The organism is Candidatus Avoscillospira sp. LCP25S3_F1 (assembly GCF_052117125.1).
Classification (GTDB): Bacteria; Bacillota; Clostridia; order Oscillospirales; family Oscillospiraceae; genus Avoscillospira_A.
The window spans coordinates 113339-125728 of the sequence record NZ_JBQKJT010000012.1 but is presented as its reverse complement, the minus strand read 5'-3'; the positions used below and the strand labels follow the sequence as shown (position 1 = coordinate 125728).

The window sequence follows — 12390 nt, the reverse complement described above, 5'->3', positions numbered from 1 at the left end:
CCCAAGGCCATCTCACGGCTGATCTCTCGGATATTGTTGTCATTTCCTCTTTTCTTTTTTGCGATTGATCCCCATAAGACGGGTCCATTTTTTATCAGCGGCCTCGGCCTGGGCTAACAGCGCTGCACCCTGGTCAAATACATCCTGCGGTATGTCCAAGATACATTTCCCGTCATAAGGTTTCATGATTTCACAATACTGATCTCGCGCATCACGGGCAATTTGCAACTGCATCTTGGCCTCGGTCAGATTGTCCAGATCTCGCTTGTACAACATCTCATCCCAAGCAAGGGAAAAGCACCGATCTCCCAAATCATGCTGACGCATAAAGCCAATTAAAATCAGTAGTTCCTGTTTGGTACATTTATTGAGATTTACGGATTCTGACATGTCAAGCTCTCCTAGTAGTAGACCATCAACAATCCACCGTATTCCTGGCATTGACCGGCCACCTGGTAACCTGCACCTTTTGGTAAGTCATAGCTTGTGACACAGCCTATCCAGATCGGTCGCTCCTTTTTCTTTTCGGCTCATGGTTATCCTCCAGATATCTTGATCGGTTCTATTCCCTGCGCTTTGAGCAGAAGCTCAATTAATTTGTGACACTGCTCTGGCCCAGCTCCGAATACCAGCTGCTCCAGCCGGTCTTGATTTTCTTCTTGCTCATACCGCTCCATAACATCGTAGCGTGGCTCCAGTGTTGCAGGGTCAAAATATCCGACACAGTTATGGTTCATAGTACTCATTCCTGCGCGTACTTCGATGCACCCACTCATTCTGATATCGGGCCGGATGGTAATTGCAAGGTTTCCAAAGTTCATTACGAAGTAGCCATCCAGGTTAGTACCGGGATCGCGCATCAGGCCAACGGCTGTCCCGAACTCTTGCCGGGCCAGTTCTTTGGCCGTTTTCATCGTCAGCCGGAATCCACCAGGATATCTTGTGGAGAGATGGGAATTAGCCATTAAATGTCGCCTCCTTTGCAGAAAAAAATAAATGCGATTGAGCAAGCCCTAGTCATTTGACATAGTGGTTGTTCTTTCGCATTTAATATTACAATCTGCGTTCCACCGGAGCAGCGGGAATTGTCGTTGACTTTCGCCGCTGGATGCGATACAATACACAATTGAGAATGAAGCAGGAGGTTATGCTATGCAGTATCTGCTGACCGGCGGTCTGGTATGGAACAACAGCACATTGGAAAAACGCGACGTTGCCATTGCTGATGGGCGTATTGTTTCCGTTTCCCCTTCCGTCGATGCCACCGGCTATACGGTGATTGAACTCCATGATCGGTTATTGGTTCCGGGTTTCGTAGATGTCCATGTTCATCTTCGTGAGCCCGGCTTTTCTTATAAGGAGACCATTGCCAGCGGTACCGCTGCCGCTGCCGCCGGCGGTTACACCGCCGTTTGCTCCATGCCCAACCTCAAGCCGGTGCCTGACAGCGCCGAGACCTTGCAGCAGCAGCTGGATATCATCGAGCGGGACGCCGTCGTTCACGTCTACCCCTACGGCGCCATCACCAAGGGCGAACAGGGCCAGACGCTGGCGGACCTTTCCGACATGGCCCCCCATGTGGCAGGCTTTTCCGACGATGGCCGGGGCGTCCAGTCCGATGCCATGATGCGGGCCGCCATGGTGGAGGCCAAAAAGCTGGGCAAACACATTGTGGCTCACTGTGAGGTCAACGAATTGCTCCGGGGCGGCTGCATCCACGACGGCCAATGGGCCAAAGCCCACGGTTACCCCGGCATCTGCTCCGAAAGCGAATGGCGGCAGGTGGAACGGGATTTGAAGCTGGTGGAGGAAACCGGCTGCCCCTACCATGTGTGCCACATCTCCACCCGGGAGTCGGTGGAGCTGATTCGCCGGGCCAAATCCAAGGGCTTGCCCGTCACCTGTGAGACCGGCCCCCATTATCTGATCCTCTGCGACGAGGACCTACAGGAGGACGCCCGGTTTAAGATGAATCCGCCCCTGCGGAGCCGGGCCGACCGGGACGCCCTGGTGGCCGGTCTGCTGGACGGCACCATCGACTGCATCGCCACGGACCACGCACCCCACAGCGCCGAGGAAAAATCCAAGGGTCTCCGGGACAGCGCCATGGGCGTGGTCGGTTTGGAGACGGCGTTCCCCATGGTCTACACCTACCTGGTAAAGACCGGCAAGGTGTCCCTCAACACGGTTCTGGACCGGCTGATTGTGCGGCCCCGGCAGATTTTTGGATTCCCCGGCGGCGTCATCGCCGAGGGCCAGCCCGCCGACCTGACGGTGCTTTCCCTCGACACCCCCGCCGCCCCCGTGGACCCGGAAACCTTTGTGACCAAGGGACGGGCCACGCCCTTTGCCGGCATGACCGCCGAAGCCACTGTGGATTGGACCATCTGCGGCGGCAAGATCGTCTATAAACGGGAGGTGCCCCATGAATGAAGCCACTCTGACCCTGCGCGGCAAGCGGCAGCTGACCCACGACGTGTGGGAGCTGACCTTCTCCGGCGACACGTCGGCCATCACCCGGCCCGGCCAGTTTGTCAACATCGCCGTCCAGGGCCATTTCCTGCGCCGTCCCATCTCCGTCTGCGACTGGGCCGCGGACAAGCTGGTGCTCATTTGCCGCGCCATGGGCAGCGGCACCCAGACCCTTTGCGGCTCCCCCATCGGCACGGAATTTTCCGTCCTCATGGGACTGGGCAATGGCTACGATGTGGACAAGGCTCTGAACCATAAGCCCGTCCTGGTGGGCGGCGGCGTGGGTGTGCCGCCCCTCTATGCCCTGGCGAAAGCGTTTCTCGCCAAAGGCGTGACGCCTACTATCGCCCTGGGCTTCGGGAGCACGAAAGAATTGTTTTACGAGGACGAATTCAAGGCCCTGGGCTGCCCCGTGCTGGTGTCCACTGTGGACGGCAGCTATGGAACAAAGGGCTTTGTGACGGCGGTCATCGAGCAGACTGACTGTGACTACTCCCTGTGCTGCGGCCCCATCCCCATGCTGAAAGCGGTGGATGGTATGCCCCAGATCGTGGACGGCCAGTTCAGTTTTGAAGAACGCATGGGCTGCGGCTTCGGCGCCTGCGTCGGCTGCACCTGCAAGACCAAGTACGGCACCAAGCGCATCTGCAAGGACGGCCCTGTGCTCTGCAAGGAGGAGATCGTATGGTAGACCTTTCCGTGACTCTGTCCGGCGTAAAACTGGACAACCCCATCATCCCCGCCAGTGGCACCTTTGGATTCGGCCAGGAGTTTGCCCAGTTCTATGATCTCGACATTCTGGGCAGCATTTCCTTTAAGGGCACCACGGCAGAGCCCCGCTTTGGCAACCCCACGCCCCGCATTGCGGAGACGCCCTCCGGTATGCTCAACGCCGTGGGTCTCCAGAACCCCGGCATCGATGCGGTCATCGCCCACGAACTGGCGGAGCTGGCAAAGATTTTCCACAAGCCGCTGGTTGCCAACATCGGCGGCTTTTCTCTGGACGAGTACGCCGAAAACGTCCGGAAGATTTCCGATTGTGAACAGGTGGGCATCATCGAGGTCAATATCTCCTGCCCCAACCTCCACTGCGGCGGCCAGAACTTCGGCAACACCGCCGATGGCGCGGCCCAGGTGACGAAAGCCGTCCGGGCTGTGACGAAAAAGCCCATCTATATGAAGCTGACCCCCAATGTCACCGACATTGCCGAAATTGCCCGGGCCTGTGAGGCCGAGGGCGCCGACGGCGTCAGCCTCATCAACACCCTTTTGGGCATGCGGCTGGATTTGAAGACCAGAAAACCCATCCTGGCCAACGGCACCGGCGGCCTGTCCGGTCCGGCCCTGCTGCCCATTGCCGTGCGCATGGTGTACCAGGTGTATGAGGCGGTCAACATCCCCATCATTGGCATGGGCGGCGTCAGTTCCGCCCGGGACGCCGTGGAGCTGATGCTGGCGGGCGCGACGGCGGTACAGGTGGGCGCAGCCAACCTGCGGGACCCCTACGCCTGCAAAAACATCATCGAAGACCTGCCCGCGCTCTGCGAGAGCCTGGGCGTGACCAAATTGAGTGACTTGACAGGAGGCGCACACCGATGAACAAAGACGTCATCATTGCACTGGATTTCCCCACCAAAGACGAGACGCTGGCCTTTCTGGACCAGTTCCAGGGCCGGAAACCCTTCGTGAAAATCGGCATGGAGCTGTTCTACGCCGAAGGCCCCGCCATCATCCGGGAAATCAAGGCCCGGGGCCATAAAATCTTTCTGGATTTGAAGCTCCACGACATTCCCAACACCGTCAAGCGGGCCATGAGCGTGCTGAGCCATCTGGACGTGGACATGGTCAACGTCCATGCCGCCGGTGCGTCCACCATGATGAAAGGCGCTCTGGAGGGTCTGACGAAAGCCGACGGCACCCGTCCCCTGCTGATCGCCGTGACCCAGCTGACCTCCACCGACGCGGAAACGTTAAAAAATGAACTGCTTATTGACGTCCCCATGGACGAAACCGTCATGCGCTACGCCAAGAACGCCGCCGACAGCGGTCTGGACGGCGTGGTGTGCTCCCCCCTGGAGGCCCGGAAGGTCAAGGACACCTGCGGCGAGAGCTTCCTCACCGTGACCCCCGGCATCCGCTTCGCCGACGGCGACGTGGGCGACCAAAAGCGCATCATGACCCCCGAGCGGGCCGGTCAGTCCGGCAGCGACTTTATCGTGGTGGGCCGTCCCATCACCCAGGCCGCCGACCCGGTGGCCGCCTACGAGCGCTGCTGCAAGGAATTTTTAGGCCAGTAAATCCATCTCAAAGGAGATTCAGATATGGAAACTATGGAAAAGAAGATCGCCAAGGCGCTGCTGTCCATTCACGCCGTGTTCCTGCGGCCCGACGACCCGTTCACCTGGGCCAGCGGCATCAAGAGCCCCATCTACTGCGACAACCGCCTGACCCTGACGGCCCCGGCGGTCCGCACGGAGATCGAGAACGGCCTGTGCGAGCTGATCCGCCGGCACTACCCCGACTGTGAAGTGCTCATGGGCACCTCCACCGCCGGTATCGCCCACGCCGCCATCTGCGGCCACATTCTGAACCTGCCCATGGGCTACGTCCGTTCCGGCAACAAGGACCACGGTCGCGGCAACCGCATCGAGGGCAAACTGGAAAAGGGCCAGAAAGTTGTCGTTGTGGAGGACCTGATCTCCACCGGCGGCAGCTGCATTGAAGTGGTGGAGGCCCTGCGGGAAGCCGGAGCCGATGTGCTGGGCATCGTCAGCATCTTCACCTACGGTATGCAGAAGGGCCTGGACCGGCTGGCCGCTGCCAACGCCAAGAATGTAAGCCTGTCCAACTTCGACGCCGTCTGTGAAGTGGCCGCCGAGGAAGGTTACATCAAGCCCGAGGATATTGCCCGGCTCAAGGCTTTCCGCAACAACCCGTCCGACGACAGCTGGAGAAAGTGAGGAACCCATTTCATGAGACATCTCATTGACATCATCGACCTGAGTGTGGAGGAGATCGACGAGCTCATCGCCACCGCTGAAGACATCATTGCCAACCCCGCCAAGTATGCCGAGGTCTGCCACGGCAAGAAGCTGGCAACGTTGTTCTTTGAGCCTTCCACCCGTACCCGCCTGTCCTTCGAGGCCGCCATGCTGGATTTGGGCGGCCGCACCCTGGGCTTCTCCGACGCCTCCACCAGCTCCGCCTCCAAGGGCGAGACCGTAGGCGACACGGTGCAGGTGGTCAGCGGCTACGCCGACATCATTGCCATGCGCCATCCCAAGGAGGGCGCGCCCTACGCCGCCACCCAGGTTTCCTCCATCCCCGTCATCAACGCCGGTGACGGCGGCCACAACCACCCCACCCAGACGTTGACGGACCTGCTGACCATCCACCGGGAGTTCGGCCATCTGGACAACCTGACCATCGGCTTCTGCGGCGACCTGAAATTCGGCCGCACGGTCCACTCCCTGGTCACCGCCCTGTGCCGGTATGAGAACATCAAGTTCATTTTCATCTCTCCCCCGGAATTGAAGATTCCCGACTACCTGAAGGAGAACGTTCTGGACGCCCAGGGCAAGGACTATGTGGAAGTGGAGAGCATGGAGGACGCCATGCCCCAGCTGGACATTCTCTACATGACCCGCGTCCAGAAGGAGCGGTTCTTCAACGAGGCCGACTACCTGCGTCTACGGGACACCTACATCCTCGACCCGGAAAAGCTGGCCGCTGCCAAGCCCGAAATGCGGGTGCTCCATCCCCTGCCCCGCGTCAATGAGATCACCGTGGATGTGGACAAGGACCCCCGAGCCTGCTATTTCCGTCAGGCCGCCAATGGTAAATTTGTCCGCATGGCTCTTATCATGAAACTTCTGGAGGTGCACGCATGAACATCGACAGCATTCGCAACGGCTACGTTCTCGACCACATCAAAGCCGGCCGCAGCATGGAGATCTACAAGTATCTGAAGCTCAATGAGCTGGACTGCTCCGTGGCCATCATCAAGAATGTCAAGAGCAGCAAGATGGGCAAAAAGGATATCATTAAAATTGATTCCCTCATCGATCTGGATTTGACGGTTCTCGGCTACATCGACCCCGGCATCACCGTCAACGTCATTCAGGACGGCAAGCTGCTGGAGAAGAAGCCCCTGGAGCTGCCCACCAAGCTGGTCAATGTCATCCACTGCAAGAATCCCCGCTGCATCACCTCCACGGAGCCCCATCTGGAGGCCCTCTTCCTGCTGACCCACAAGGCTGATGGGAATCGTTCCTACCGCTGCGCCTACTGCGATACGGAGTTCAAGCGGTAATATTTCCCCTGTAATACCACCCAGACACGAAAGGTTTGCTCGATTTTTTCAAAAAATCGAGGCGACCAGAGGCATCGCCTCTGGTCGCCCGCCGCAGCGGGCGAAATCCCCACGACGAAGCTGTAAGACCGCCGTCCCCACCCCATTGCGGGTGGTGGACGGCGGCTTTTTTGTGCGGCAACCGGCAGCATGGTCCGCCCCGCACCGGGGCGCATCTGTCACTTTTCCCGGCGGCGGAACACCTTACAGTCTGTCGGCAGTCTTTTCGTATGCTCCGGTTGGCATTCACGCCGCGCTGGACGCAAAAAAGCCGCTGCCCCAACAGGCAGCGGCTCTCTATGTGCTTGGGGGAAATTACAGCAGAGTGGAGAAGTGCTTGATGGTGCGGACCATCTGAGAAACATAGGAGTTCTCGTTGTCGTACCAGGAAACAACCTGCACCTGAGTCTTGCCGTCGGGCAGCTTGCAGACCATGGTCTGGGTGGCGTCGAACAGGGAGCCGTAACGCATGCCGATGACATCGGAGGAAACGATCTCGTCGGTGTTGTAGCCGAAGGACTCGGTGGCGGCAGCCTTCATGGCGGCGTTGATCTCGTCAACGGTGACGCTCTTGGCGCAGACAGCGTTCAGGATGGTGGTGGAGCCGGTGGGGGTGGGAACACGCTGGGCAGCGCCGATCAGCTTGCCGTTCAGCTCGGGGATAACCAGGCCGATGGCCTTGGCAGCGCCGGTGGAGTTGGGAACGATGTTCACAGCGCCAGCTCTGGAACGACGCAGGTCGCCCTTTCTCTGGGGGCCGTCCAGGATCATCTGATCGCCGGTGTAGGCATGGATGGTGCACATGATGCCGGACTCGATGGAGGCCAGATCATTCAGAGCCTTAGCCATGGGAGCCAGGCAGTTGGTGGTGCAGGAAGCGGCGGAGATGATGTTGTCTTCCTTGGTCAGGGTGTTGTGGTTGACGTTATAAACGATGGTGGGCAGATCGTTGCCGGCAGGAGCGGAGATAACGACCTTCTTGGCGCCGGCGTCGATGTGAGCCTGAGCCTTAGCCTTGGAAGTATAGAAGCCGGTGCACTCCAGGACAACGTCCACACCCAGCTCGCCCCAGGGCAGCTCGGCAGCGTTGGCCTTGGCATAGATGGTGATCTTCTTGCCGTCCACAACAATGTGGTCCTCGCCGGCCTCAACAACATGGCCCTGAGCAGCGTAGTTGCCCTGGGTGGAGTCGTACTTCAGCAGGTGAGCCAGCATGGCGGGGCTGGTCAGGTCGTTGATGGCCACAACCTCAAAGCCCTCAGCGCCAAACATCTGACGGAAAGCCAGACGACCGATACGGCCAAAACCATTAATCGCAACTTTAACAGACATTTGTAACTTCCTCCAATTCAATACATACACTTGGATCAGAAAAGACTACTTCTGCACACCAAATGTTCAGGAAAGTTAGACTTTTCGTTCCCCATTATTATAATCCATTTTGATTTTGCTGTAAAGCGGTTGCCCACCTGGTATTTTCCATAAAACAATATCATTCCCACCGTATCGATTTGTATATGTTTGGCAGTATTCATACTATTTTAACAATTCCAGAGGAAAAAACTCGGTCCCCCTTGCCTTTTTTGCGAAAAAGGTTTATAATATTTTTTAGGGTAATACAAAATTTTTTAGCATCCGCAACGATCTATAAGACCGCCCGCACCGGGTACCTGGGAGGATGTTTGATATGGCTACATTTTTTGTCAACGGCACGGAGGTCCACGCCTCCGGCAACGAAAAGCTCATCCGCTTTCTGCGGGACGAGCTGCGCCTGACGTCCGTCAAGGACGGATGCAGCGAGGGCGCCTGCGGCACCTGCACCGTTCTGGTGGACGGCAAGCCCACCCGGGCCTGCGTCCCCACCACCGCCAAACTGGAGGGCAAGCAGGTCCTCACCGTCGAGGGCCTTTCCCCCTTTGAAAAAGAGGTTTACACCGCCGCCTTTGCCGAGGCCGGCGCGGTGCAGTGCGGCTTCTGTATTCCCGGCATGGTCATGAGCGCCAAGGCCCTGCTGGATTCCAACCCCAACCCCACGGAGGAAGAAGCCGCCTTTGCCATCCGTACCAACATCTGCCGCTGCACGGGCTATGTGAAGATCATCCAGGCCATTCTGCTGGCAGCGGAGTATCTGCGCAACGGGTCTGTCCCCCAGGCCCCCGACCATTGGAACGTGGGCAGCCATGTCCACCGGGTGGACGCGGCGGAAAAGGTGCTGGGTACCGGCCAGTACCCCGACGACATCTATCTGGACGGCATGATCTATGCCAGCGCCGTCCGCAGCGCCTACCCCAGAGCCAGAGTGCTTTCCATTGACACTGCGGAAGCCAAGGCATTGCCCGGCGTGGTGGGCGTGTTCACCGCCGAGGACATCCCCGGCATGAACAAGGTGGGCCACCTGGTCCACGACTGGGACACCATGATTGCCGTGGGCGATATCACCCACTATCTGGGCGACGCCATCTGCATTGTAGCCGCCGAGACCCCGGAAATTCTCCAGGAGGCAAAAAAGCTGGTCAAGGTGGAATACGAAGAATTGCCCATGGTCCGCTCTCCCCAGGAGGCCATGCTGCCCGACGCGCCCCTGGTCCACCGGGAGGGCAATCTGCTGGCCCATAAGCACATCCAGCGGGGCAATGCGGCGTTTGCCATTGCCAAGTCCAAGTATGTGCTCACCGAGCGGTTCTCCACACCCTTTACGGAGCACGCTTTCCTGGAGCCGGAATGCGCCGTGGCCTATCCCGACGGCGAGGGCGTCATGGTCATTTCCACGGACCAGGGCGTCTACGACACCCAGCATGAGACCATGCGGATGCTGGGTCTGCCCGCCGAGCTGGTGAAGGTCCAGAACGCCCTGGTGGGCGGCGGCTTCGGCGGCAAGGAGGATGTGACGGTCCAGCACCACGCGGCGTTGGTGGCCTATCTGACCAAGCGGCCCGTCAAGGTAAAGCTGACCCGGGCGGAAAGCCTGCTGATCCACCCCAAGCGCCACCCCATGGAAATGGAGTTTGCCTTGGGCTGCGACGAAAACGGCATCATTCAGGGTGTGGCGGCCAACATCATCGCCGATACCGGCGCGTATGCCTCCCTGGGCGGCCCCGTTTTGGAGCGCGCCTGCACTCACGCCGCCGGTCCCTACAACTATCAGAACTTCCAGATCGACGGCTACGCCTACTACACCAATAATCCGCCCGCCGGCGCGTTCCGGGGCTTCGGCGTCACCCAGTCCTGCTTTGCCATTGAAAGCCTGCTGAACAAGATGGCCGATCTGGTGGGCATCAGCCATTGGGAAATCCGGTTCCGCAACGCCATCCGGCCGGGGCAGGAGCTGCCCAACGGCCAGATCGTGGACGAGTCCACGGGTCTGGTGGAGACGCTGCTGGCCGTGAAGCCCTACTATGAAAGCACCCCCTACGCCGGTATCGCCTGCGCCATGAAAAACGCGGGCGTGGGCGTGGGCATTCCCGACACAGGCCGGGTACTGCTGAACGTCATCGACGGCAAGGTACACATCAACGCCGGCGCGTCCTGCATCGGCCAGGGTCTGGGCACGGTGCTGACCCAGATGGTGTGCGACGCCACGGGCCTGCGGCGGGATCAGGTGGTCTATGAGCGGGCCAGCACCTTCAACGCCCCCGACTCCGGTACCACCTCCGGCTCCCGCCAGACCCTCATCACCGGCGAAGCCTGCCTGCGGGCGGCCACACAGCTGAAAGAAGCGTTGGGCGATCAGCCGTTGGAAGCCCTCAACGGCAAGGAGTATTTCGGTATGTATCTGGCCAAGACGGACCCCCTGGGCGCGGACGTCCCCAATCCCGTGAGCCATGTGGCCTACGGCTACGCCACACAGGTGTGTCTGCTGAAGGAGGACGGCAAGGTGGACGCCATCATTGCCGCCCACGATGTGGGCAAGGCCGTGAACCCCAAGGCCTGCGAAGGCCAGATCGAGGGCGGCGTGGTCATGTCCCTGGGCTTCGCCCTGACGGAGCAGTATCCGGTGGTGGACTGCCGTCCCACGGCCAAATTCGGTACGCTGGGACTGTTCAAGGCCGACAAGATTCCTCAGGTCAAGGCCATTCTGGTGGAAAAAGCCGGTCTGAAGCTGGCCAAGGGCGCCATTGGTATCGGTGAGATCACATCCATTCCCACGGCCCCGGCCATCGCCGACGCCTATTACCGGTTTGACGGCCAGTTCCGCACCTCCCTGCCCTTGGAGAATACACCGTATTCCCGGAAAAAGTAAGCACCAACAACCCGCACAGCACCAAATCTTAAAAGTTTTACTCGATTTTTTCAAAAAATCGCGGAGTCCAGAGGCAGAGCCTCTGGTCGCCCCGCGCACGGGGCGAAACTCCCGCCCGTCGCAACGGGCGAAATACCCGCTGGCCGCAGCCAGCGAAACGCCCGCGCCGCGCACAGCGCGAACTCTCCAAAGCGGCCCAAAGCGCCATCCGCAGATGGCGCAGTTCCCGGCCAACGGCCATGTCCCCCGCCGCCGCCCCTGTGGGGTGGATGGCGGGGGACATCTTTTATTACCGCACCGGGGCGTTGCTGCTGCCTGTACTGATAGTGGCATCAGCGTGTTTTGCCGCCGACAGATGAGATACGAAAAGGCCGCCGTCCGCCACCCGTATTGGGGTGGGGACGGTGGCCTTACGGCTTCGCCGTGGGAGTTGCGCCATCTGCGGATGGCGCTTTGGACGACAGAGAATTTCGCGCCGTGCGCGGCGCGACCAAAGGCTCTGCCTTTGGAAACCGCGATTTTTTGAAAAAAATCGAGTAAAACTTTTAACTATTTTCCTGTTGCAGGACGCGCAGCGTCTCCGGCGTATCCACGTCCGTCAACTCCCGCTCGTCGGTTTCCACCGGCAACAGCAGCTCCGCGTGTGCCTTGATGACGGCGCTGCCGCCGGTATCTCCCGTCAAGCTGCACAATTCTCCATACAGTTTTTTAGGAAACAAGCACGGATTCCCCCGCCGTCCGCCGTGACAGGCGGCGGCGATACGATCCGGCTGCTGCCGCCACGCCGACACAACCCGGCCCACCGTACTGGGTACCAGCAAGGGCTGGTCACTGACCAGATACAAAATGCCGTCACAATCCATCAGCCGTTCCGTCCCCAGACGGACCGTGCGGCTCAAACCCTCCTCCGGCCGGTCGTTGACACAGACCTCCGCCGGATATCCTGCGATATGATCGGCCAGCTCCGGCGAAGTCACCACCACGATTTTTGCAAAAACCCCGTCGGGAATCGTCTCCAATGCCCGCTCCAGCAGCGTCTTTCCATCCAGCTCCGCCTGCAATTTGCGGCCGCCGAACCGGCTGCCGCTGCCCGCCGCCATCAGCAGACAGCCCACACGCAAGTGTTCCACAACACCGCCTCCTTTTTTCCGTAGTATATCCAAAAAAACCGGCTGCCGCAACCGCAGCAGACCATTATTCTTTTGAAAATATTACCCTATGCCTTTTTTCTCTTTCAAAACTATGATATAATTTCTAATACAGAAGTCAAACCCCGTCACTTTTTAGGCAGCGCCGCACAATTTGACAAGTGGACCGCCCCGGTCCG

The 12390-nt window shown here is 59.3% G+C and carries 12 protein-coding genes; 8 read left to right on the top strand and 4 right to left on the bottom strand.

The genetic code is table 11. From position 1 onward, the window contains the following. Positions 1–39: 39 nt before the first annotated feature. Together ACTQ33_RS12110 and ACTQ33_RS12105 are read right to left on the bottom strand one after the other, a co-directional pair. Positions 40–390 (bottom strand): hypothetical protein, encoded by a 351-nt coding sequence (locus ACTQ33_RS12110; protein ID WP_441464855.1) that lies wholly within the window; start codon positions 388–390, stop codon positions 40–42. Positions 391–536: 146 nt separating this feature from the next. Then, the gene (locus ACTQ33_RS12105; protein ID WP_441464854.1) at positions 537–965 is read right to left on the bottom strand and encodes a hypothetical protein; all 429 of its coding nucleotides are present in this window, start codon (positions 963–965) and stop codon (positions 537–539) included. Positions 966–1152: 187 nt separating this feature from the next. Between ACTQ33_RS12105 and ACTQ33_RS12100 the strand changes: the two genes are divergently transcribed. The 7 genes from ACTQ33_RS12100 to ACTQ33_RS12070 are packed head-to-tail and all read left to right on the top strand — an operon-like array spanning position 1153 to position 6784. After that, complete coding sequence (locus tag ACTQ33_RS12100; RefSeq protein WP_441464853.1) at positions 1153–2433, top strand: dihydroorotase; 1281 nt, start codon at positions 1153–1155, stop codon at positions 2431–2433. Next, on the top strand, positions 2426–3163 hold the full coding sequence (locus ACTQ33_RS12095) for an iron-sulfur cluster-binding protein (protein ID WP_441464852.1): 738 nt from the start codon (positions 2426–2428) through the stop codon (positions 3161–3163). The genes ACTQ33_RS12100 and ACTQ33_RS12095 overlap by 8 nt, the downstream gene beginning before the upstream one ends. Next, the gene (locus ACTQ33_RS12090) at positions 3157–4071 is read left to right on the top strand and encodes a dihydroorotate dehydrogenase (protein ID WP_441464851.1); all 915 of its coding nucleotides are present in this window, start codon (positions 3157–3159) and stop codon (positions 4069–4071) included. Before ACTQ33_RS12095 ends, ACTQ33_RS12090 begins: the two co-directional genes overlap by 7 nt. After that, positions 4068–4769, top strand: a complete 702-nt coding sequence (gene pyrF, locus ACTQ33_RS12085) for an orotidine-5'-phosphate decarboxylase (protein ID WP_441464850.1) — start codon at positions 4068–4070, stop codon at positions 4767–4769. The genes ACTQ33_RS12090 and pyrF overlap by 4 nt, the downstream gene beginning before the upstream one ends. A gap of 24 nt (positions 4770–4793) precedes the next feature. After that, entirely contained in the window at positions 4794–5432 is a 639-nt protein-coding gene (pyrE, locus tag ACTQ33_RS12080; protein WP_441464849.1) for an orotate phosphoribosyltransferase, read from the top strand. A gap of 12 nt (positions 5433–5444) precedes the next feature. Beyond that, the gene (gene pyrB, locus ACTQ33_RS12075) at positions 5445–6362 is read left to right on the top strand and encodes an aspartate carbamoyltransferase (protein ID WP_441464848.1); all 918 of its coding nucleotides are present in this window, start codon (positions 5445–5447) and stop codon (positions 6360–6362) included. After that, positions 6359–6784, top strand: coding sequence for an aspartate carbamoyltransferase regulatory subunit (locus tag ACTQ33_RS12070; RefSeq protein WP_441464847.1), 426 nt, complete (start codon positions 6359–6361; stop codon positions 6782–6784). The genes pyrB and ACTQ33_RS12070 overlap by 4 nt, the downstream gene beginning before the upstream one ends. A gap of 354 nt (positions 6785–7138) precedes the next feature. Here ACTQ33_RS12070 and gap read toward each other — a convergent pair whose 3' ends face one another. Beyond that, positions 7139–8155 carry a type I glyceraldehyde-3-phosphate dehydrogenase gene (gap, locus tag ACTQ33_RS12065; protein ID WP_441464846.1) on the bottom strand — a complete coding sequence of 339 codons (1017 nt, stop codon included), beginning with the start codon at positions 8153–8155 and terminating at the stop codon, positions 7139–7141. A gap of 355 nt (positions 8156–8510) precedes the next feature. Here gap and xdh point away from each other — a divergent pair, with 355 nt between their 5' ends. Beyond that, a complete protein-coding gene (gene xdh, locus ACTQ33_RS12060) occupies positions 8511–11063 on the top strand; it encodes a selenium-dependent xanthine dehydrogenase (protein ID WP_441464845.1) in 2553 nt (850 codons plus the stop codon). Between the two features lie 545 nt (positions 11064–11608). Here the strand turns inward: xdh and ACTQ33_RS12055 are convergent. Continuing rightward, on the bottom strand, positions 11609–12193 hold the full coding sequence (locus tag ACTQ33_RS12055; RefSeq protein ID WP_441464844.1) for a nucleotidyltransferase family protein: 585 nt from the start codon (positions 12191–12193) through the stop codon (positions 11609–11611). Positions 12194–12390: the final 197 nt, after the last annotated feature.